Here is a 21,964-nt window from a genome sequence, read left to right on the forward strand (position 1 = left end):
CACGACGAAATGTTACTCGGCGCGGGAAGGCGCACACAGAACGTGTATAGTTTCCTTACTTTAGAACTGCCAGTTCGCCATGAGAAGAAAAGTGTTGTTTCTCGGATATAGCACGTCGCCGCTTATTGATCTGTTGCGCGGGCATGGAAATGACATCGATCACCTCGAGGGACCCATCGACCGGGACGTTGCCGGTTACGACGTCATCATAAGTTTCGGCTATCGGCACATTCTAAAAAAATCGTTCATTGACTCTGCGCCGCCGATAGTCAATTTACACATGTCCCTTCTGCCGTATAACCGCGGCGCGCATCCAAACTTCTGGTCATTCGTGGAAGACACGCCCAAAGGCGTGACGATTCATTTGATCGATGAAGGCATCGATACGGGACCGATCATTTACCAGCGGGAGATCTCATTCAACGAAACAGAAGATTCGTTTTCGAAGACGTATACGCGCCTAATCGCCGAAATGGAAGATCTTTTTGCAAGCAACATTGATTCGATTGTCTCGCTCGATTTCACCGCACGCCCGCAGCGAGGAGAAGGAACCTTTCATCGGGCGAGCGACCTGCCCGCTCTTTTGACATCGTGGGACATGCCAATCGAAGAGACGCTCCGGAAGTTAAGAGTGGTTTGACATCGACGCGTACAGCGCTTGCGTCCGTTCCCAGTCTTCGCTTGTGTCGATGTCGATTGCCCGCCACGCCGGAATGACAATCGGACACGCGTTGGAGTGCAGCGCCTTGCCGCTCAGCCACGATTGCGCTCGGCCGAAGTAAAACTGGCCCGCGTCGTAGTAGAGCGGCTCCAGATCCTGAGTTCGGACTTGTTGAAATTCCGGATAGGCCGGACGGCACCTATCCGCTCCAATCTTGATGGCGCGCTGAGGCGCGGTCTCGAATCGTGCAACTGGAAAACAGTAATCCGCCCGACTGGCTTTCAGTTTCTGCGCTGCGGCGTTCAGGTCCTCGACGGCAATGAGCGGGACGCACGGATAAATACAACACACGAGTTCGGCTTGACATCCGATATCCGCGCAGGCTTCGATAGCATGCTTGATGACCGGGACGGTCGCCGTGTGGTCGTCTGCCAGATTCTTCGGTCTCAGAAATGGCACATCAGCGCCCAATGACGCGCTGATCGCGGCGATTTCCTCGTCGTCCGTGCTGACGATGACGTGATCGAACAGTTTTGATTCGACCGCTGCCGCGATTGCATACCCGATCATGGGTTTGCCAGCGAACTCCTTAATGTTTTTGCGCGTTATGCGTTTGCTGCCACCTCGCGCCGGGATGACTGCTATGTTCACGCTGATCTCCGAAAATGACCGTGCGTGCAGTATACCCGCGCCCATTGGTTCGGAGTGACGCTGCAGCCGCTCGTGGCGCGGCTTCATCTCCCGAGGACCCTCGCGAAAACGCGACGCGCAGCCGCATAACGCCCACCGACATGGCCAACACACGGTCGCCTAGCGACAGTAACACTGGACGACGCCCGCCAGGCGTCATCTCTTACGCCAGTAATAAGAATGCTTCCGACGGCGCGCACGGAGGCGTTCAATCGAAATCGATCTACCGACACTTTGCGTCCGTTACAATCCTTTTTCTACAGATCAAGAAACCGACGCTCGTGCATGCGCGGCGTGGCAAAGATACAAATGGCGCAATTCCCCGTCTTCCTGTCGGTTGTCCTGCTCATGCGCAACCAGGAACCGCAAATCGAATCGATCGTGGACGAAGTCGCGGCGACCATCAATCGCCTCGTGAGCGATTATGAGCTCATCGTGATCGACAACGCTTCCACAGACAACAGCATTTCGGTGTTGCGCCAGCTTACCTCGGAGACCGGCAAGCCGAACTTGCAGGTCTACGCCCTGACCAAGGAAGTCGACGCCGATACGGCGTTTTGGGTCGGCCTCGAAAACGCGTTGGGAGATTTCGTAGCGGCAATCGATCCGATGCTCGAAGATATTTCAGTCGTCGAAGCGATGCTTGAAAAAGCCGTCACCGGCGTAGACATCGTGCTCGCCAACAACGAGCAAAAGCCCCTGCAGACCATATCGTACCGTTTTGCATATATGGGCTTCAATCTCCTTTACCGTTATTTCGGCGGGGCGAATCTCGCGAGCGAAGCGCCGCAATACCGGCTCGTCAGCAAACGCGTCGTCAATTTCATCCTGCAGCACCCGCAGCCCGCCATCACGTACCGGCATCTGCCGGTCACCGGCGGCTTTCCTCGCGCAAATCTGCGTTACAGTTCGCCGCCGCGTTCGACTGGAAGCAAGCGACTGGGCGACAGCATCGACCGTGGCGTGCGTTTGCTGGTTTCGACGACACGCGCACCGATGCGCCTCGTCACCACCCTGTCACTCTTCGGCGCGTGCGCCAACCTCGTGTACTCTGCCTATGTCGTGCTGATTGCCCTGTTTCAGCCGCACGTCGCGCCCGGCTGGATCAGCACGTCGCTACAACAGTCCGGCATGTTCTTTCTTATTTCGCTCGTCCTGCTGGTGCTCGCGGAATACATACTGCACATGGCGAGTCTTTCGAACGAGGGCCCGCTTTATCACGTGGCACAAGAGTTCACCAGTGCGCGCATGACGCGTCGTGAGAAGCTGAATATCGAAGAGGTCGCGATCAAGGGCGAGAGTCGTCCGGACGATCGCCCGTCTGGGATTTACTGATGCCGAACTCCTCCATCACGAAGGACGCCGTCATCATAGGCGGCGGCTTCTATGGCTCGGCCATTGCCATCTATCTTGCGCGTCAGCGAGACTTCAAGAGAATCTGCCTTTTGGAGGGGGAAAGCGATCTGCTTCAGCGCGCGTCGTATAACAATCAGGCGCGCGTCCACAACGGGTATCACTATCCGCGCAGTTTCACTACCGCCTACCGCAGCCGCATCAATCTGCCGAAGTTCGTGCGCGACTGGCCGCAAGTCGTCAAGGCGGACTTCACCAAACTTTACGCGATCGCCCGGCGCAACTCCAAGGTCACGTCGAAGCAATTTCAGCGCTTCTGCCACGAGACCAACGCGCAATTGGAGCCGGCAGGGCCAAAGCTCAAATGGCTGTTTGAGCCGCGGCTGATCGAGGACGTGTTCGTCGTGCAGGAATACGCCTTCGACTCTCGTCTGCTTGCAGACTGGGCGCACACAGAACTGCGCGAGGCAGGCGTCGATGTGCGCCTGGCTACGCGCGCCGAGACGATCGTCGAGGCCAGCGATGGCCGGCTCACAGTCTTCGCTTGTGGGGCCGACGGCGCCCACTATCCCATCGACACACGCTACGTCTTTAACTGCACCTATAGCGGCCTTAATCAACTTGGCGGATCATTTCCGGGCACGCACACGCGCCTCAAGCAGGAGATTACGGAGATGGCACTCGTGCAGGCACCGCCTGAACTAGAAGGCCTGGGAATCACGGTCATGGACGGGCCCTTCTTTTCGATGATGCCCTTCCCGTCGCGCGGACTTCATACGCTATCGCATGTTCGCTACACGCCTCATCTGCACTGGGACGACGAGCGCGGCATTGACCCTTATGCGCGGCTCGCATCCTATCCGCGGGAAACGCGCGTGGACCGGATGATGCGCGATGTCGCGCGCTACATGCCGGCGGTGCGCCATGCGAAATACGTAGAATCGCTCTTTGAAGTCAAAACGGTGCTCGGGAAGAACGAAGCCGACGATGGCCGGCCAATCCTTTTCGAGAAGCACGCCGAGATGCCGGGCTGCTTCTCGGTACTCGGCGGAAAGATCGACAATATCTACGACGTTCTCGAAAAGCTCGACGCCGAAACGCTCGTCCCGGCATCAAATCAATCATCTTGTTAGTGAGTATCACAATGACCAACGCCCTTATCGGATATTCAGGCTTTGTCGGACAGACTTTGCTCAGGCAAGGCGACTTCGGGTCGCTGTACCGGTCGACCAATATTGGCCAAATCGACGGCCAAACGTTCGACGATGTGACATGCGCCGGCACGCCCGCGCAGAAATGGATCGCGAATCGCGAACCGGAAGCGGACGCGCGCAACATCGAAGCGTTGATCACGCATTTGAAAAAGATTCGCTGCCGCCATTTCACACTGATCAGCACCGTTGACGTCTTCGGACGGCCCATCGAGGTCGACGAGGATTCGACCGTCGACGAAAGCGAACTCCATGCGTACGGCAAGAATCGCCGCCATCTCGAGAAGTTCGTGGCATCGCATTTCGCGGACCATCTGATCGTGCGCCTGCCGGGGCTCGTGGGGCCGGGATTGCGGAAAAACGTGATCTTCGACTTCCTGAATGACAACAACGTAAGCGAGATCGACAGCCGCGGCGTGTTCCAGTTCTACCCGATGGTCAATCTTTCCTACGACATCGCCGCAGCCCGCAACGCGGGACTGAAGCTCATACATCTGACGGCGGAGCCGATCAGCGTCGCCGACATTTCCGAGCACGGTTTCGGCAAGTCGTTCGAGCAACATGTCGGCACTTCCGTGGCGCGGTACGACATGCGCACCCGGCATGCATTGCTGTTCGGCGGAGCGGGCAGCTACCAGTACAGCGCCCGCGAAACGATCCAGGCGGTGCGCGCGTACGCGCAGTCCGAGCCGCTGAATGCAAAGGATTCCAAGGGAAGCGCTTCATGAGAATCGCGATCTCGAATATTGCCTGGGACGTCTCGGAAGACGAAGGCATCGCAGCGCTGCTTGCGCGTTACGGCGTCGATGCAATCGACATCGCACCGGGCAAGTACTTTCCGGAGCCTGCTTCTGCCAGTACCGACGACATGTCACGAGTCAGAGGACGGTGGGCCGAGCGCGGCATCGAGCTGACGGGCATGCAGTCTCTGCTGTTCGGCACCACTGGACTGAATGTTTTTGGCGACGGCGTCACGCAACAGGCCCTGCTCGACCATATGAAGGCAATCTGCCGGATCGGCAATGGGACCGGCGCCAGGCGTCTCGTGTTCGGCTCGCCGAAGAACCGGGACCGCGGCGGTCTCGACGATCAGCAAGCGCTGGAGATCGCTGTGCCCTTCTTCCGGCGTCTGGGCGACATCGCCGCGGAGCAGGACGTGATCGTCTGTCTCGAACCGAATCCGCCGCGCTATGGCGCGAACTTCATGACAACGAGCGCCGAAACGCTGCGTGTGGTCGGAGAAGTCGCGCATCCTGCGGTCAAAATGCAATTGGACACGGGCGCAATGGCGATCAATAGCGAGGACCCCGCCACGACCGTGCGTGATTGTGCGGCGGTGATTGGGCACGTGCACGCGAGCGAGCCCGACCTCGTGCCGATCGGCGACGGCGCTTGCGATCATTCAGCGACAGCGCAGAGCATCCGGCAATTTCTGCCCGATCACATCGTCACGATCGAGATGGTTGCAACGAAAGACGAACCGCATCTCGTGTCGATCGAGCGGGCTCTGCACGTCACGTTGTCGCATTACAGCGGCGCAAGAGACGGAGCGACCTAACGGTGAAGTGGATCATCCTCGCATTGGGCATCGGCTCGAACGCGTCCGCAAGCGTGCTTGTGAAATTCGCGATGCTGCCACCTCGCAGATTTCCCTCCCCGGCGGACCCTCTTGCGGCGCTGACGAACTGGCCATTCTGGCTCGGACTCGCCATGTATGGCGCAGCGTTCCTCCTATATGCGGCGGCGTTGGCCAGACTGCCGCTCAATGTCGCACATCCGATTCTGACCTCCGGCGCCATCGCAACAGTGGCGCTGAGCTCCGTGCTTATCTTCCGTGAACCGTTTCATTGGACGACCGGCGCGGGAATCGGCCTGATCGTTCTCGGCGTGATATGCCTGACCATGCGTGTAGCGTAGTGAGATCTCAATGAACATAGTATCGAAACCGGCCCACTATGAGCGCGCGACCTGGCAGGTCCCAAGCTTTGAGACACAACTTTGGCTGGGCCGCCAACACAACGCATGTGTCGTCATCCCTGTGATCAACGAAGGACAGCGGATCCGCCATCTTCTGGAACGCATGAACGCACTGAAGATCACGAACCGCGCGGATATCGTCATCGTTGATGGTGGTAGCACCGATGGCTCGCTTGAGGAAGGCTTTCTCCGACAAAATGGCGTGCGCGCGCTGCTGTTGAAGACCGCTCCCGGCAAGCTCAGTGCACAGTTGCGCTGCGCATACGCCTTCGTGCTGGACCAGGGCTACGAGTACATCGTGACCATCGACGGTAACGACAAGGACGATCCGGACGCCATTCCCCGCTTCATCGAAGCGCTGGAGCAGGGAGTTGACTTCGTGCAGGCATCGCGCTTTCTACCCGGCGGCGTCGCAGAAAATACGCCGAAGTCTCGCGATCTGGCCATCCGGCTCATTCATGCGCCGATGCTCAGCGTCTTTTCAGGTTTCTCGTGGACAGATACGACGCAGGGATTCCGCGGCTACAGTAGCCGCATGCTTCTCGATCCGAAGGTCGGCATCTTCCGTGATGTTTTCACGAGTTACGAGTTGCTCGTGTACCTTTCCTACCGTGCGCCGAAGCTCGGATACCATTGCATCGAATTGGCCACGGCGCGGCGTTATCCGAAGGGAGAGGTGCCGACGAAGATCAGTTCGGTCAAGGGTAATTACTCCGTCCTCAAGGTGCTCTTCAAGGCATGTTTTGGCGCGTACGACGCTTAAGGCTGCGACAGATGCAAATCGAGTCGAAGTCCGTGAGCGGAGGGGTGCAGAGCATTACGCGAACTAGGCATTTCAGGCGTTTCGACGGTGTCCTGCTGATCGCGTTGCTCGTCCTGGGCACGATCTATGTAAGCCAGACCTAGTCGCCATCGTCGTATGGAATCATGACCCGCGCGTTGAACTTCACTCACACGGGACTCCTGTTCGGCCACGCCAGACCTGAACGATCTGACGAATGGGCGGTCATCACGCCGCTCGCCCAGGCTGCGGCCAATATCGGCTTTGGCCGCTTCAAAACATCCTCGCCTTATCATGACGATTTTCGCATTGCATTCGGCAGCCCGATCAAAGCTTGGGGATTGATATTCAAGCCAACGATGCTGCTGTATCCGTTCGTCAACGCGGCGTACGCGTTCTTCGTCCATTACTTCGCGGTCTTTGCCCCATTTATCGTGGGCTACATGGCGATGTTCCGGGTTATGCAGGTGGCCAAGCTGCTCGCGCTTCTGCTGTCGCTATCCATCTACTTCACGTCATACGCGCAGTTTTGATGGACGGACAAAAGCGTACTCTTCTCGCTGTACGGAGTTTCCGTTGCCGTGCTGTTCGCGCCGATTCACCGGCTTCTGAGGCTTATTCTCTTCTACTGGCTAACGACGAGCATGCTCATCAGCATGTTCTACCCGCTGCTCTTCATTCCGCTCGCCTTCGTTGCCGCGCTGTTCATCCTGTCATTTGGCCGCGAATGGCTTGCGCCCGCTCGGCTCGCCGGGCTCGCCATTGCAGCCGGTCTGGCGGCAGCGACAGCGGTCGTGTTTCTGAAAGGCTATCTGCTTGCTACGGCGCACACGCTTTATCCTGGTGGCCGCAGCGTCATGGGCGTCGGCCTGGGCCTGAGGCAGCTTCTGTCGCAATTTTATCCCTTCGCGATGTTTGACTGGCATCTCGAGAGTCTCATGCCGCTCAACATATGTGAAGCTGGCACATTCGGCGTCTTCTTGATAAGACTCGCGCTGTGCTTCGCAGACTACCGTAACGCTTCAACGCAACTTCGCGACGCTGCGTTCCGGCGCAATCTGATGCTATTGACGGTCGGGCTGGCCGCAATGATCGCCTGGGAGTTCTTTCCCGTGCCGTCAATGCTGGGTCGCGTTCTGCTCTGGGACCACGTTCAGCCATGCCGCATGCAATATGCGCAAGGCCTCGTGCTCCTCATGCTCACCGTGTGTCTCGTCAACCGCGCGGGCTGGAAGCTGTCAAGGGCGAGGCTCGCGCTCTTCGTTTCCGTGACTACACTCGGATGGATGATGCTCAAGGCGCGTCCGAATCTGCCGTTTTGGAACAACCTCATCGATTTGATCATCCTGCCGTTCGCTTTGGCCGCGTTTTGGGCCGCCCGATCAGGGAAGGTCAGTCCAATGAGCGGAATGCTGATCGCGTCGCTGATGACTTCGGCCATCATTGTCGGACGCTTCAATCCGCTGCAATCCGCATGGCCCGTATTTAATCGTGAAGACACACCGGTCATTGCGCAGATGCGCGCGAAGGTCGATCCGCGAACCGGCATTCTCGCTGCCAACATGTTTCCGATCTCCACGCAAAACGGGCTGGGTTTCAAGTCCATCACCTATACAACGGCGATACCGCAAAGGGATTTTTGGGATCACTTTAGGGACCGGACGGATCCTCAGACCTTAGGAGACGGTATTCAATCGTAGCCGAATATTTTCCTTACCGACGACGCGGGGACTCGCGCACTAGCAAATGATGCGATCGCCGTGCCTTCGAGTTGGTTCAACGAGCCTGGGCATCAATAGCTTCCGATTCAGGCTTGCGTGAAAGTGCGGCACGACCGGAAGTTCCGTGCTCTGGCATGTGCGTCCCATCTGGAGATCCACCGCATTCTTCACAACTTCACAAACACTGGGCGGGCGGGCCTCGCTTCACTCAAGAGCCACGTTCGAATTTCCTTTAAGCGCACGCCAGTTCATGCTGAATCGTCCGGTGCTTGACGCGGGCGCCGGCCATCAGCGATATCGGCCGTTTTTGACGAGGCGGTCTATCTCACACAGGAGCATCCTGCCGGAATAGCGTTCAAAAACATGCAGGCGATGGAAAAACGACTTCCTTCATCCTATCGATGAGCGTATTCCCGCAAGAACCGAGTCCGTCGGCTGCATCATCCCCACCTCCGTGCTCGAACACGTCCGCTATTCGGAACTGTTCTTCAAAGAGTGTTTCCGCACTGTGCCCGGGAGGTCGGATGTACATGTAGGTTCCGTTCACGTCTGCGACACGAGCAGCCGTACGATTTCCCGCGTCCTACGCGCTATAGCTTGTCGGCGTGGCTGAAGGATGCGGGATTCAATCGCATCAGTGTCGTGCCGAGCTCGAATTCGGTGTGTGGCGCAAGTGCGTTCCCTGCTCGATGCCATCAACAGGGAACTTTCGAAACGCATAGCGACGCGGCAACTCGAGTCTCTGTCGCCCATACTCGAACACGTCATCAAGGTTTGTAACGAGGAAACCGATGACTAAATCGACCCCGAAGCGACGATCCCCATCGGTTGGTTTGCGATTGTCGAGAAAGAAGGCGACATCAGAAACGTGCCGTACGGCGGCGACCCGGCGACAAACGCACGTTCTCGAACGCATTGCCGAACCCGGATAAGGCCGCTGCGAAGCTATCTGCGTCTGTCGCCGCGCCTCAATGTAAATAGTAGCGCTCGACCACGATTGGCACTAGCCGGGCGACGGTGTAGAAGGGGAAGGCGGCGATGAGAAAAATGAGGACCGCTCTACAACGCTCCGCGGAGCCGCTCGCCGCAGCGGTCGTCCGTACGCAAAATTGAGGAACGATGAGCGCGATCAGCCCGACGAGCGGCAGAAAGTATCGACCCTGCACGCCTTCGACCACGGAACCTCCTACTGGACTCCACGCGAGATAAAGCGAAGCGAAGATCAGCAGTGTCGAGCTAGATCCCGCCGCCACAGTCACGAGGTCTCCCGCCGGCGTCCGTTGCGCCTTTGGATACGCGTAGAGGCACGAAGCGACGATCGCCAGAAGTAACATCAGCAGCACGGCGAGGTAAAAAGCACCATCGAAATAGGTATCCAGCCAGCCCAGCGCTCCAATGAAGCTGTGCACGTAGAAGGGGCCCTGCACCGACAACGTGTTGAATGCGACCTGCAGCAGGAAGCCGGGATGCTGCAGCACATGCAGAAGCTGACCTTTGGTCGAGTGCGGCGGTCCGAACTCGACGAGACCGAAATGCCCGAACGTGACGATGGAGATCACCGACAACATCGCCGAGATGGCTGCCAGCGTCAGGCGCCGCCCGGCGCCGTAACGTTGGTCGCGTGAAACAACCACTTCCGGATGAAACCACAGCAAAATGAGCCCGGCGTACGGAGGCCGCGCAGAAGCAGTGATGACGTACATCGCGACGAGTAAGGCCATCCAGCGCCCGGTCATTGGACGCTGATCGGTGATGAACCGATCGATGATCGCCACAATAAGTATGCAGACCGGCAAGACGGTCACCTCCTGACTGACGGACGAGTCGATCATCAACGTGGTTGGAAGGAGCGCGACGGCAAAAAGGATAAGCGATGTTCGGCGCGCCAGGCCAATGGCTAACGCCGTGATCGCCACACTGAACAGAAGCCCGAAAGCGCAAGTCAGTACGTACGTGTCCCGGACGCTCGCGCCGACCGCCCTTCCGACACCGATGGCCAAGACTTGCGGGAGATAGCTGAACGCCGGATACATCGAGGTATTTGGGAACGGCGTTTTGACTCGCGGCTCGCCCCAGCGTAACAAAGCCGACTGCGCACGAAGCGTTGCCGTTTCTTTCACTGCAGGATGAAAAGCCATCGGGTTATACAGGACAGCTAATTTAACGGCCGCCACGTCTATCTTACCGCCCGCCGTTCCATCGAATTTCTCTGCAAAGACATGGCCATCGGCCACCTGAATCGCGCGGAAGAAATGCGCGATGGCATCCGGTGTTTGCAGGGGGGGCGTAGTGTACAACAGGAAAGCGCCCATCATGAGGGCATAGATGAGGTACAGGAGCCCCAACGGCGACCTCGACGCTATTGCAGGCGAGGCATTCGAAGGCCAAATGTGAACTTGTCCCTTCTCGTTACTTTCCATCGTTTTCCATTACTTTTCGCGAGCGCTGCTGTCTTCGATCAGCGCGTATTATAATACTTAGCAAAATTCGCAACTGTCAATAATCCGGCTGATTGCGTATTCCACGATTCACTTGCGCTGGTTTTGCCAGTTCGACACTCGGATCTACGCGATCCGTGTTCCGTTCGAGCACCACGCTATCACCTTGAGCCTGCAAGGAAATAGCGATTCCAATAATGAGTGCGCAGACAGCCGCACGCGTCGGCATGAGCGGTTCGCGACATCGTATCAAATTAGATCAATGAATCTGTCGTCCTCGGAACTCCAACACACCACGTTCACGGCGCGCGATGCCTTTCTGCCGGTGGACGGCACGCAAGCCGGCTTCATTAAAGACAAGGCGCCCCGCGCGTTCCAGGAGGCGTGGATACTGCCTTTGTCGCTCCATGCGTATGCGGCAGGCGTTCGCCTCGGACACAAGCGGCTTGCCCGATATTACGACGCGCTCGACTTCGCAGCTTGCAATGCGAATTACCACGGTCGCGCGCTGCATCAGTCGCGAAGCTGGCTGACGGAGATGCAACTCGAATATCGTGTTGGAAACATTGATATCGCCGAGCTCGACGCGCCCAATCAATTCCTCTTCTTTCTTCACGCCGAACACATTGCAGGCCTGCTTGAGCGGCTGGTGGCCAGACATCCCGAGATCAGCACGTTCTACGCAATCACTGGCGATACGCCGCTGCCGCTCGATTTCTATTTCGACTCGGATGTGACCGCCGCCCTTGCAGCGTGGGTCTGCGCCCGTCTAGGGCGTGAGTTCCGAAAGATTGAGGCGCCGGAACTCCGGCGGCACATCCTGCCACGCCGCAACGTCGCCTCGGTTCAGCAGGACACCACAGTGAATCGAGCCGTGCTGCATCCCGGCAAACCGCGCGTGGGGCTTGCACCCGCGACCATCCGTAACGCGGAGGATCTTCGCGGCGCTCTGAGCAGGCTCAGATGCGACGTCGTGCTCTTTCCGTCGGAATTATGGGAAGCGCCGGCCCTCGGTGCATTGTCGCAGAGCGACAGCGAGCAGGTCTGCCGTCTGTCTTCCGCGACTGGCGAGGGCCGATCCGCGCATGCGGAAGAGCTCTCCGCACTCTTCGAACACTTCATCGAAAGGCGCAAATCAAGTTCTTTGCCGGCGTGCATCATCGACAACCCGCATATGTTGTTTCAATTCGAACACATCTTCCGGACGCGCTGGCTCGGCTATGCGAACATGATCGGACAGGCAAGGATGCTTGCCGACACCCACCCGCTGGATCTGTTCATTCACTGCCAGCACTTCACGGCCGAAGGTGCAATCCTTGCACACGTCTACGGCAAGCATGGCACGAAAATCGTCGTGACACAGCATTCCGGCTGGCCCGCCGACCCGAACTGGCTATCGCCGAGACATGCGGATTTCGCATTCGCGTGGTCGAAGAGTTGTGCGCGAAGGCTCAAGGAGTACGATCGCGAGGCAAAGATCGTTGTCACCGGAACCAGAAGTCCGGTTAATTTCCGCAATGCGCTCGCTCCGCAAAGCTCAGATGAGGCCGTGGCCGATGTACGCCGCATTGCCGGCGATCGCAAGGTCGTGCTGCTGCTCACCAATGCGCTCGAACTGCACGCGGTTCCGTTCACCGATCTTGCACCGCACTTCGCAACGCTGTCGGCGATGGCTGCGGTGCCCGCTCATCTGGCCGACCGTATCTTGCTCCTCGTGCGCGCAAAGCCTGCGCCGGTCGGTGAAGATCCCATCATCTACGAGACGCTCGCGAACTTTCCTGCGCATAGCCACGTACTCACGAACAACCTCAGCTTCAGCGATTGCATCGCGCTCGCCGATTGCGTCGTCGGAGCAAATGTTCCCACGACCGCCTATTTCGAAGTCTTCGATCAGTCCGTTCCGCTGGTTCACGTGCAGACGTGCGCTGCGCTTTCGTTGCAGCCCGACCTGCCGGCCAAGGTTGTGGACCTCGTTGAGCGCGACGCAGACCTCTGGCCTGCCATCGAAACGGTTCTGTTTGACACCGGCAAGCGTGAGGCGCTCATCCGGCGACAAGAAGCATTCATCAGGAAGGATCGACAACCCACGTTCGACAAGGCTCAAGACGTCGTCCAGGCCGGCCTCGAATATGCGCTGGGCCGACGCACGAAGTTCCAGTGGCTCGACCGCCTTCGGCCGCTTCCGAAACCGAACGACGCTGCGCCTTTAGCGTCGGGCCCGCACCCCAACGCGGACGCTCTCGCACAGGCCCAGGTCGACGTGGCGGGTCATGTCGATCTCGTGTCGATCTCTCCGGACGGCCGCGACATCGTCGTGCAGGGATGGGCCGCCGCGCTCGCAGGAGACATTGAAGTGGTGCGCATTCACCTGTTCGACGCGTCGAACTGGCTGGGTTCGAGACGGCCAACGGTAGCGCGCAACGATGTCGCGCTGGCCTTCAACAATCCGCGGCTCGAGTATTCCGGCTTTGCCATACGTTGCCATGTTCCGGCGCATTCCGACGTTCGAAAAATTCGTCTTTATGCAGAGCTCAACGACGCCAGCTTCTTTCCACTTGAACTTCCAACAGCGTAGCTGCGATGCCGTTCATATCGTGCACGTGATCACCTCGTGCTGCTCCAGCAGGGTGCACAACGCGTCGACTTCATCAAATGGCGCGTTGATCTTCTCCGAAATATCGAGAAGCGTGTGCCGTCCGTCCGCGTACGCGAGCACGTTCATCATCGTGCGTACGCCGTCTCCGGATCGTTTGACGCTGAGCGTCGGGTAGAGGCCACGCCGACCCAACTGCGGCTCGCCAACTGTCGTTGCGCGTGGAACGCGATTGCGCTCGACGACCCTGATCGCAGCGCTCAGCGCGTTATAGCCGCCGACAAGGCCTGTTGGCGTGACCAGATCGAGATCGTCCAACGACGTATGATATTCGGGGTAGCAGCCATACTTCGACCGCATGATGGTGGCCATCGGCAAGTCCGCGCCCGGGCTGCAGTATTGACGTTCGTCGCTGCCGCGATCAAGAAAGGAATAGCGGACAAAAGCCGGATCGATGCAGCCAAGCGCATGCTGCGCCGCGCGGTCCGCAAGTGTGTCGCCGGCGCGTGACGGCAAATAGGAGTACGCCCGGTCGTCGCCCACGCAGGTGACGATGAAGCCCGCCTTGACATTGCGCTTGAGCGCATCAAGGTGCCGAGAGAGGTAGCACAACGCACCGATCGTCTCGGGCGCGAAGACCACCCTGTAGGTGTATCGGCGACGCGGCAGCGACATCAGCCAGCGCGCCAGATACGTCGTAACGACCGGCCCGGACAACTCGTTGTTCGCCATTGACGGATGGCAAACGTATGTCGACAGAAAAACCTCGTCATCCGTCTCGCCCGGAATGATCAGCTCTCCATAGTTGAGCTCGCCAGGCACGAGTTCGCTCTCCACGCGCACGCAATACTGCCCCTCTGCCAGCGCACGACGCGCTCGATCAGCGATGCAAAAACCCCACCGCGGCTGGTAGTACGAGGTGACGTAAGGAATCGCATCTGGCTGGTCGGGCAACGAGTGGAGATGTCGCTGGAGCTCGTCGAGAGACATTTCCGTATCGATCGGGAGCGAGTAGCCAACGACATGCAGATTGTTCTGCTTCATGTCGATTACCTTGTTGCCATCGGGACCGATCACATGGGCATCGGTGATGCGCCACTCGTCTGGCACCGTCCAGTCGAAGCAGCGCGTGCCGGACGCGACGGCATGCACTTGCAAACCGGGCAGAAATTCCTTCAGCGTGCCGAGCGTTTCCCGCACGCCGGGACCCATGATGCTCCGGCAGATCGGCCAGAGCCGCCGGGCGAGATCATGCATTTCGTGACCAAGATCAGTCATCGAGACTCTCGTGTGTATAACAGCCCTTCGGCTTTGCCCGTCTGGATGACGTCCGCCACAAAATCGAACATACGCCGTGCGCGCACGGAGCGCACGCCATTGCCCGTCCCGGGGCGTGCCCCCGCATACAACCCTTCGCGCCACATGATCTCGCCTGCCGGATCGACGTGCGTCAACACGCCCTGCTCGATGTCGCGCACATAGACGCGATACGTCTTCGTCGTCAAAGCGCGGCCCGCACCGCAATATTCAGCGGTGAACGATTTGAAATACCGATATGGCACCCGCAGCACTTCTTCGACGTGGTGATAGAAAGTCATGCTGTTCTGATCGGGGAGATCGAGCACGGCGATCTTGCCGTCAAGTCGTCGCAACATGCCGAACGGCGAGTCGTCCGAATAACCGGAGACGTTGTCGGTGTGACGGAACAGTTCCGCTTTCGCGCCGAGCACCACGAACGAATAGATGGGATGCCCGGTCCGCACCGCTTGTGGATGCATGCGCCCTGCTTCAGTCAGTGCGCCCATCTGCGACGGGGTCGACGCAAGATCAAACGGCACACCCCGAGTGAAATCGAAATTGAATGTCGGCAGCAACAAGGTGCCATCTTCGCCCAGCACCGCAAGCAGCGATGTGAGCACGTCCCGCGCACTGCATGGGCGCCCTTCCCGCGCGCGGCTTCGTACGAGCCTTCGCAACGAACTGTGCACAAGTACCGTATCGCCGGATGCGAGCCCGGCCGAGCACCACACTTCGAGCAGATCGTCTCGCAACGGCCCTCTGTCCGCACCGCGTGCTGGCTGCGTCATTGGCCGAGCGCCGCGGGCGTGATCGGCTCGCCCGGCGCGAAATCGAAAGGCGAGGCGCGTCCGAGCAGTGCATCGAGATGCTTCGGTGCGAGGCCGAAGCCCGGCCGGATACTTTTAACGTTATCCCCGGTAAAGAGCTCACCCTTGCGGATGGGCTTGACGGCATACAGCGAACGTCGGAAGACCTTGTTTCCCTTTTCGCTTTCCTTCACGCCATAGTCGACGATGCCAAGCGCTTCCCACGCGATGCGCGCATCACGCACCAATGACGCAAGCTCGGGAGGCTCGAGCGAGAAACTGTCGTCCGGACCGCCGCCACGGCGATCCAGCGTCACGTGCTTCTCGATCAATGACGCTCCGAGCGCCACGCTCGCTACCGCAGTCGCGTTGTCAATCGTGTGATCCGACAGGCCGATCACGGTGCCATATCGCTTCGCCATGTCCGCGATGGTCCGGAGGTTGTAATCCCGAGCAGGCGCGGGATAACCGCTCACGCAATGGAGCAGCGCGAGTTGGTGGCATCCGGCGGCGCGCGCCGTCTCGACGGCCTCGAGAATCTCTTCCGCGTCGGCAAGACCCGTCGAGATGATCATCGGTTTGCCGGTACTGGCGACGTACCGGATCAACGGCAGATCAATCGCCTCGAACGAGGCAATTTTGTACGCGGGTGCGTTGAGGTCTTCCAACAGATCGACGGCCGTATAATCGAATGGAGAACTGAAGATGACCACACCTTCCGTCCTGGCCGCATCGAACAGTGGCTTGTGCCATTCCCACGGTGTTTGCGCCCACTCGTAGAGATCGTAGAGGCGCTTGCCGTCCCACAGGCCGCCGTGAATCATGAAGTCGGGAAGGTGGCTGTTCAACGTGATGGTGTCAGGGCGATAGGTCTGCAGCTTCACCGCGTCGGCGCCCGCCGCCTTGGCGGCCCGAATGATCTCTATGGCGGTCTCCATCCGTCCATTGTGATTGGCCGACACTTCTGCGATCACAAAGGGCGGATGCGCCGCGCCGATGTGTCTCCCGTCAATGCGTATCTCAACGGCACCTATTTTCATCTGTTACTCCCAACGGTTCCCGGTTTCGAGCGCGGCGCCGTCGTCGCACGGCGCATGGAAAATATGCTTGCAGCCTAAACGATGCAGTGGCCGGATGCGTCATTCAGCATGAGCGACGCGACCCGGCGAGTTCCTTCTCCATCGACGATCTGCATGATTTTACGCCTCCGCTCCATACGCTTTTGGAGGCGCGAATCGAGTGCATCGAGCGCCATTGCGTAAGTGCGCGCGTCCGTCGCTTCCCAGCTTCCTGCGTAATCCGCCAGGTCGAGTGCGACCAGCGACTGCGCTATCTGGCGCTGATTGTCCGCGACCGAGGTGATGCAACTGTCCAGTCCGACGCAAAAACGCTCCCAGACGGTCGAACCCGATGCACCGAACGCATAGATGGAGCGCGCCATCAGTGGAGCCATCTCGCCGACATAACCCAGCACGCGCACGCCCGCCATCCGGGACGCCATTGCCTCGATGTCGCCACGGCGAGGATTGGCGATGCCGACCAGCACGTCCGCTACGTAGCCTGCGGGACGGCTGTCGCACCAGGCATCGAGAAACTTCCCGGTCTCGTTGGTTGCATCGACACCGCCGAAAAACACGAGCAAACGCGAGTCGCTTCCAGCGTCCGGCATCTGCGTGTTCCGTTCGTGCGCGAATTGCGGACGCAAAAGCGCATAGCGCGGCCCGAGCAAGCGCACGCAATGCCCCGGCACGAGGTCACTATAGCGCGACGAACCGGCATCCAGCACATTCTGATCGAGCAGCAGGTCGCAGTCATGCGGACGATCGGCCAGATCGTCGATTGCCAGGATGCGCGCTGCATCCGGACGCATCGCACGTTCCCAGGCCGCGTCGATTGCGTAATGATCCGTGACTAGCCATTCGATGACGCCCAGCCGCTCAAGCACCGCGGCGGTTTCGACAGCATCTTGATGCCAGCCGCAGCCGAGCCAGCTCACTTGAAGGTCGTGTCTCATGGGCGACGACGTTGCCGCCAGGGCGTGACATGAATAGCCACGCGCCCGGATTACATCCTGAAGATGTCCTGCATGCGCACGCGTGACGAAATGCACTTCAGCGGCGCGCGTGCGGAGATCGTCGGCCAGCGTGAGGCAGCGCATTACGTGGCCACTTCCGATCAGGAGCGATGCATCGACGCGAAAGACGACTCGCAAAGCGCTCATCGCAGTTGCCGGACGACACGATGCGCGATGTCCGCGTGCGCCCGTGTCCGGAGCACGTGGACGTCCTGCGCATTATGGTGCAGGTTATGAGCGGGCGGATCATCGGGCAAAATGCACTTGCCGCCGCCGCGTGCCGGACACACCAAAATCATTGCAACGTTCATGACCGCATCGCGTCGGCCAGCGCCGCGATAACGCGGTCCTGATCCGCCTCGGTAAGCGTCGCGTACATCGGAAGGCTGATCGCTTCGCGGTAGTACCGCTCGGCTTCGGGGAAATCGCCCGGCGCAAAGCCCATCGCACGGTAATAGGGATGCAGATGAACCGGGATGTAATGTAGATTCACGCCAATGCCCGCCGCGCGCAATTGCTCGAAGACGCGTCGGCGACTTGCGCCGTCGTTTCCGGTCTCACCAAGCCTCACGACGTACAGATGCAGCCCCGAATACGTGCCGGGCATCTGCCAAGGCGTGACGACCGGCAGATCGCTGAGCAATGCGTCATAGCGCCGCGCGAGTTCGTGACGGCGGGCAACATAGGCATCAAGCCGATGCATCTGGCTGACGCCAAGCGCCGCGTGGATGTCGGTCATCCGATAGTTGAAGCCGAGGGCAATCTGCTCGTAATACCACGGCCCATCCGGCGCCTTCGACATCTCTGCGGGTTCGCGGGTAATGCCGTGACTGCGCGTGAGCCGCATGCGCTGCGCGAGCGCATCGTCGTTGGTGACCGCCACGCCGCCCTCCCCCGTCGTGACGATCTTCACCGGATGAAAGCTGAACACCGTGATGTCGGAGTATCGTCCGTTGCCGATCGGGTCGCCCTGATAGCGCCCCCCGATAGCATGCGACGCGTCTTCGATGATCCGAAAGCCGTACTTCCGACTCAAGGCATGGATCGCTGCCATGTCGCACGGCTGCCCGCACAGATGCACAGGGACGACCGCCTTCGGCAGCACTCCGCGTTTGCTCGCCTCGACGAGCCGCGCTTCGAGCGCCACAGGGGACATGTTGTAAGTTCGCGGATCGATATCGACGAAATCGACTTTCGCGCCGCAGTAAAGGCCGCAATTGGCGGACGCGGCGAACGTGATCGGCGTCGTCCATAGCCAGTCGCCGGGGCCAAGGCCCAACGCTTCGCAGGCGATATGGAGCGCGGACGTGGCGCTGTTTACGGCCACGGCATGACGGGCGTTCGCTATCAGCGAAACCTCGTGCTCGAACGCGGGCACCGTAGGCCCCTGCGTGAGAAAATCCGAGCGCAGCACGGTGGCGACGGCTTCGATATCCGCCTCCGTGATTTCTTGACGCCCATAAGGAATCATCATGCCCCCGCGATGCGATTGAATTGCCGAATTTCGTCGAGGGACAGGAAATGGCCGTTGATGCCTGAGCTGTACTCAAATCCTTCCGCGACCGCCTCGCCCTTCTCTCCAAGCATATTGACCGTGAAATCGTTGTCCACTCGCGTGAAGCGGATGGTAGGGCGCAACACGTAATGGTTGGCAAATTCCAGCGTGAGATGCGAGTCGTCGGACGGGCACATCACTTCGTGGACCTTTTCTCCCGGACGGATGCCGATCGTCTTCTGCGAGAGATCCGGCGCCATTGCCTGGGCAAGGTCGACCACTCGCACCGAAGGCAGTTTCGGCACGAAAATCTCCCCCCCTTTCATGCGCCGGAAGCTCTCGAGCACGAACTCCACTCCTTGGTCGAGCGTGATCCAGAACCGCGTCATCTCGGGATGAGTAATCGGTAGTTCCGTCGCGCCCTCCGCAATCAGCTTGCGGAAGAACGGAACCACCGAGCCGCGCGAGCCCACGACGTTACCGTAGCGCACGATCGAAAACGTGGTGCAATGTCCGCCGGACATGTTGTTTGCGGCCACGAACAGCTTGTCCGACACGAGCTTGGTCGCGCCGTAAAGATTCACCGGATTTGCGGCCTTGTCGGTGGACAGCGCGATGACCTTTTCGACTTCATTTTCGAGCGCGGCATGAATAACATTCTGCGCACCGTCGATGTTGGTCTTGATGCATTCGGTCGGGTTGTATTCAGCAGCCGGTACCTGCTTGAGCGCCGCGGCGTGGATGATGAAATCAACGCCGCGCGTCGCTTGTACGAGGCGGTTCGCGTCGCGCACGTCGCCGATGAAATAGCGCATGCAAGGATCGTTGAATTCCTGCTGCATGTCGAATTGCTTGAGTTCGTCACGCGAGAAAACGATCAGGCGCTTCGGCTTGAACCGGGCAAGGATCGTACGTACAGACTTTTTACCGAAGGAGCCCGTTCCTCCAGTGATCAGAATCGATTTATCATTAAACACAGCAAAGCCTTCCTGCGCAAATAGACTGATTGAGGCAGACGGCGCGCGCGTGCTTCGGAGCGCGCGAGCGGCGAAAGCCGGCCTCTACGTGACGATGTAAGTTGACAGCGCAACGCGCTGGTTACGTGAACTGCCCCACGCGTCAAAATTTTCGACCGATGACAACAGCCGCAGGGCATCCTGATCAATGCGCTCCACGAAATCGGCGAGCGGAATTGCAGTTGCCAGCGGGTCCGGCTTCACGCCAATCGTACGGCATAGCGCGCGGTATCCCTGGTCGAAGTCAGCGATCGCATTGCCGATCTCAATAGACACCTGCGCGTGATGGTCGACGGCGGAGCGCCCCGGATCCTCGATCACACCAACGCTGCCGTTGAAGGACGGCTGATAGCCGATCACGGCATCATGTGGCGCTGAGAAAAACAGCTCCACAGCGACCCGATTCTCATAGACGCGCGTCACGCGGCTTGCGCCGATCGACGCGTTCGAGAATAGCGCATCCATACGCAGCTTCGCCTTACGGCGCAGGCATTCCTTTGACTCGTTTAGGCACAGGTAGTACCCATACAGCTGCACGTCCATGAGCTTCGCGAGCGCCATGTCCAGGGCTTCCTGCGTTGTGCCGTTCCAGCCAACGTCGACCATCGCGACCCGCATGCCCGGCTTGACGCCGGCCTGAATCAGATACTGAAGCAGGCCTCGCCGGTTGCGCCTGCACGCCTGCAGGATAGTCGCCCGATACGCGCTCAGGAAGTCGCGCATCCGGCTCATGTTGGCATCGCTCACGGTCGTTGCCGCACCCAGTCCGAGATCGTCCATGACCGAATCGGCAGGAGGCTCGATGCCGATTCGCTCCAGCACTTCGAACGGCTTAAGCCCGTGCGACCCGGCGAGAAAGAAATCGATCTGCGAATCAAAGTTGGCGTCGTCGGTGGCCGCCATCGTGAAGGCAACACGCGACCCCTTGAAATACGCGTATTCCGGTAATTGCCCGGCGCCGAGGCTGGATGCGAGTCGTTCGAGAATGTGCCCGTCTCGCGACACAAAGAGGATCAGATCGATACGATCTTCCCTGGACTTCCGCGCGATCCAGTCGAGAAAGCCAGTCGCCGCCGGGCCACCAAATCGAAACCCGAGTTCCGCGAAGGTTCCGCGCGCTGGCGCGCGTTCGAGCACGCGATACAGATTGCTCGCAAGGGATGCGGACGCACCGCCACCTGTCGTTTTCACCGGCGACGCCCAATCGACGTAGTGATACGTGGCGAGCCCCTTCTCTTTCGCACGCTCGATGTCGGAAATCGCGTTGTCGCCGATATGAAGCAGGCACGCGTGCTCGACATCAAGATCGTTCGCAACAATGTCGAACAGCTCACCGACATCGCGTTTGGTCGCATTTCGCTCCGATGAAATGAAAAGTGCCGGAGGCTGCAGTCCATGCCGACGGAACAGTTCGTCGAAGAACGCGCGCGGCAGGTACATGTCCGACGTGATGACCACGCGCTTCTGCGCGAGCGTCTCCTTGAAGACGTCGATCAATCGCGGATTCGGAATCGTCAGCGCAAGTTCCAGCTGCAGTTCTTCGTCGCGCAGTTGCGATGCAGGCACCGGTAGTTCATCCAGGCAATCGTAGATGCCGTCGAGCGTGATCTCACGTTTCCCGTCGCGCTGCATGCGCTGGAAGGCCTTTGCCTGAGCTTCGCGACGCAGCCGCTTGAAACCGGCGATGCTATGTTTCTCGCCGATGATGTCGAACAAATCCTCCGGGTCGCTCAGGGGCCGCAGGAAAAGCGTATCGAACACGTCGAACGATACGGCGTCCGCTTCTGCGATGCGCTTTTTCAAATCACTTAGCATAGATTCCTTGTGATGACCAGACTTGGCTCCTTAC

19 protein-coding genes are annotated in these 21,964 nt (G+C 59.2%); 10 read left to right on the top strand and 9 right to left on the bottom strand.

Features of this window, described 5'->3' with window-relative positions:
* Positions 1 to 79 precede the first annotated feature (79 nt).
* Entirely contained in the window at positions 80 to 640 is a 561-nt protein-coding gene (locus P9250_RS29275; protein WP_310396560.1) for a formyltransferase family protein, read from the top strand.
* Here P9250_RS29275 and pseF read toward each other — a convergent pair.
* Entirely contained in the window at positions 626 to 1,312 is a 687-nt protein-coding gene (gene pseF, locus P9250_RS29280) for a pseudaminic acid cytidylyltransferase (protein ID WP_310396562.1), read from the bottom strand. The two genes, P9250_RS29275 and pseF, sit on opposite strands and share 15 nt — an antisense overlap.
* Positions 1,313 to 1,645: 333 nt before the next feature.
* Here pseF and P9250_RS29285 point away from each other — a divergent pair, with 333 nt between their 5' ends.
* The 8 genes from P9250_RS29285 (at position 1,646) to P9250_RS29320 (ending at position 8,373) form a co-directional block, all read left to right on the top strand.
* Complete coding sequence (locus P9250_RS29285; protein ID WP_310396564.1) at positions 1,646 to 2,686, top strand: glycosyltransferase; 1,041 nt, start codon at positions 1,646 to 1,648, stop codon at positions 2,684 to 2,686.
* Entirely contained in the window at positions 2,686 to 3,837 is a 1,152-nt protein-coding gene (locus tag P9250_RS29290) for an FAD-dependent oxidoreductase (protein WP_310396566.1), read from the top strand. Before P9250_RS29285 ends, P9250_RS29290 begins: the two co-directional genes overlap by 1 nt.
* An 11-nt stretch (positions 3,838 to 3,848) precedes the next feature.
* Positions 3,849 to 4,643 carry a pyridine nucleotide transhydrogenase gene (locus tag P9250_RS29295; RefSeq protein WP_310396568.1) on the top strand — a complete coding sequence of 265 codons (795 nt, stop codon included), beginning with the start codon at positions 3,849 to 3,851 and terminating at the stop codon, positions 4,641 to 4,643.
* Positions 4,640 to 5,473 (top strand): sugar phosphate isomerase/epimerase family protein, encoded by an 834-nt coding sequence (locus P9250_RS29300; protein ID WP_310396570.1) that lies wholly within the window; start codon positions 4,640 to 4,642, stop codon positions 5,471 to 5,473. Before P9250_RS29295 ends, P9250_RS29300 begins: the two co-directional genes overlap by 4 nt.
* Before the next feature lie 2 nt (positions 5,474 to 5,475).
* Positions 5,476 to 5,832, top strand: coding sequence for an SMR family transporter (locus P9250_RS29305; protein ID WP_310396572.1), 357 nt, complete (start codon positions 5,476 to 5,478; stop codon positions 5,830 to 5,832).
* Between the two features lie 10 nt (positions 5,833 to 5,842).
* Positions 5,843 to 6,655: a glycosyltransferase family 2 protein gene (locus P9250_RS29310; protein WP_310396574.1), complete on the top strand. Its 813-nt coding sequence runs from the start codon at positions 5,843 to 5,845 to the stop codon at positions 6,653 to 6,655.
* 164 nt (positions 6,656 to 6,819) lie between these two features.
* Entirely contained in the window at positions 6,820 to 7,206 is a 387-nt protein-coding gene (locus P9250_RS29315; RefSeq protein WP_310396576.1) for a hypothetical protein, read from the top strand.
* Positions 7,207 to 7,254: 48 nt separating this feature from the next.
* Entirely contained in the window at positions 7,255 to 8,373 is a 1,119-nt protein-coding gene (locus P9250_RS29320; RefSeq protein ID WP_310396578.1) for a hypothetical protein, read from the top strand.
* A 989-nt stretch (positions 8,374 to 9,362) separates the two neighbouring features.
* Here P9250_RS29320 and P9250_RS29325 read toward each other — a convergent pair.
* Positions 9,363 to 10,739, bottom strand: coding sequence for a DUF2142 domain-containing protein (locus P9250_RS29325; RefSeq protein WP_310396580.1), 1,377 nt, complete (start codon positions 10,737 to 10,739; stop codon positions 9,363 to 9,365).
* A 259-nt stretch (positions 10,740 to 10,998) separates the two neighbouring features.
* On the opposite strand from P9250_RS29325, the gene P9250_RS29330 reads away from it, so the two are divergent.
* A complete protein-coding gene (locus P9250_RS29330) occupies positions 10,999 to 13,407 on the top strand; it encodes a hypothetical protein (RefSeq protein WP_310396582.1) in 2,409 nt (802 codons plus the stop codon).
* Positions 13,408 to 13,419: 12 nt separating this feature from the next.
* Here the strand turns inward: P9250_RS29330 and P9250_RS29335 are convergent, their stop codons facing one another.
* The 7 genes from P9250_RS29335 to P9250_RS29365 all read right to left on the bottom strand — a co-directional run bounded on the left by P9250_RS29335 (position 13,420) and on the right by P9250_RS29365 (position 21,876).
* Positions 13,420 to 14,703, bottom strand: a complete 1,284-nt coding sequence (locus tag P9250_RS29335; RefSeq protein WP_310396584.1) for a DUF4910 domain-containing protein — start codon at positions 14,701 to 14,703, stop codon at positions 13,420 to 13,422.
* Positions 14,700 to 15,512: an AAC(3) family N-acetyltransferase gene (locus P9250_RS29340; protein WP_310396586.1), complete on the bottom strand. Its 813-nt coding sequence runs from the start codon at positions 15,510 to 15,512 to the stop codon at positions 14,700 to 14,702. Before P9250_RS29340 ends, P9250_RS29335 begins: the two co-directional genes overlap by 4 nt.
* Complete coding sequence (pseI, locus tag P9250_RS29345; protein WP_310396587.1) at positions 15,509 to 16,570, bottom strand: pseudaminic acid synthase; 1,062 nt, start codon at positions 16,568 to 16,570, stop codon at positions 15,509 to 15,511. The genes P9250_RS29340 and pseI overlap by 4 nt, the downstream gene beginning before the upstream one ends.
* 74 nt (positions 16,571 to 16,644) lie before the next feature.
* On the bottom strand, positions 16,645 to 17,751 hold the full coding sequence (gene pseG, locus P9250_RS29350) for a UDP-2,4-diacetamido-2,4,6-trideoxy-beta-L-altropyranose hydrolase (protein WP_310396589.1): 1,107 nt from the start codon (positions 17,749 to 17,751) through the stop codon (positions 16,645 to 16,647).
* A gap of 160 nt (positions 17,752 to 17,911) precedes the next feature.
* On the bottom strand, positions 17,912 to 19,075 hold the full coding sequence (pseC, locus tag P9250_RS29355) for a UDP-4-amino-4,6-dideoxy-N-acetyl-beta-L-altrosamine transaminase (RefSeq protein ID WP_310396918.1): 1,164 nt from the start codon (positions 19,073 to 19,075) through the stop codon (positions 17,912 to 17,914).
* Positions 19,075 to 20,076: a UDP-N-acetylglucosamine 4,6-dehydratase (inverting) gene (gene pseB / locus P9250_RS29360; RefSeq protein ID WP_310396591.1), complete on the bottom strand. Its 1,002-nt coding sequence runs from the start codon at positions 20,074 to 20,076 to the stop codon at positions 19,075 to 19,077. Before pseB ends, pseC begins: the two co-directional genes overlap by 1 nt.
* An 84-nt stretch (positions 20,077 to 20,160) precedes the next feature.
* Positions 20,161 to 21,876, bottom strand: a complete 1,716-nt coding sequence (locus P9250_RS29365; protein ID WP_310396593.1) for a hydrolase — start codon at positions 21,874 to 21,876, stop codon at positions 20,161 to 20,163.
* Positions 21,877 to 21,964 lie beyond the last annotated feature (88 nt).

The sequence above is a fragment of the Caballeronia sp. LP006 genome, assembly GCF_031450995.1.
In the GTDB taxonomy this organism is placed as follows: domain Bacteria; phylum Pseudomonadota; class Gammaproteobacteria; order Burkholderiales; family Burkholderiaceae; genus Caballeronia.

Bases quoted from the DNA above. Each gene is read 5' to 3' on its own strand.
- P9250_RS29275 (WP_310396560.1), top strand. From the start codon at position 80: ATGAGAAGAAAAGTGTTGTTTCTCGGATATAGCACGTCGCCGCTTATT.
- P9250_RS29290 (WP_310396566.1), top strand. From the start codon at position 2,686: ATGCCGAACTCCTCCATCACGAAGGACGCCGTCATCATAGGCGGCGGC.
- P9250_RS29295 (WP_310396568.1), top strand. From the start codon at position 3,849: ATGACCAACGCCCTTATCGGATATTCAGGCTTTGTCGGACAGACTTTG.
- P9250_RS29300 (WP_310396570.1), top strand. From the start codon at position 4,640: ATGAGAATCGCGATCTCGAATATTGCCTGGGACGTCTCGGAAGACGAA.
- P9250_RS29310 (WP_310396574.1), top strand. From the start codon at position 5,843: ATGAACATAGTATCGAAACCGGCCCACTATGAGCGCGCGACCTGGCAG.
- P9250_RS29315 (WP_310396576.1), top strand. From the start codon at position 6,820: ATGACCCGCGCGTTGAACTTCACTCACACGGGACTCCTGTTCGGCCAC.
- P9250_RS29335 (WP_310396584.1), bottom strand. From the start codon at position 14,703: ATGACTGATCTTGGTCACGAAATGCATGATCTCGCCCGGCGGCTCTGG.
- P9250_RS29340 (WP_310396586.1), bottom strand. From the start codon at position 15,512: ATGACGCAGCCAGCACGCGGTGCGGACAGAGGGCCGTTGCGAGACGAT.
- pseI (WP_310396587.1), bottom strand. From the start codon at position 16,570: ATGAAAATAGGTGCCGTTGAGATACGCATTGACGGGAGACACATCGGC.
- pseG (WP_310396589.1), bottom strand. From the start codon at position 17,751: ATGAGCGCTTTGCGAGTCGTCTTTCGCGTCGATGCATCGCTCCTGATC.
- pseC (WP_310396918.1), bottom strand. From the start codon at position 19,075: ATGATTCCTTATGGGCGTCAAGAAATCACGGAGGCGGATATCGAAGCC.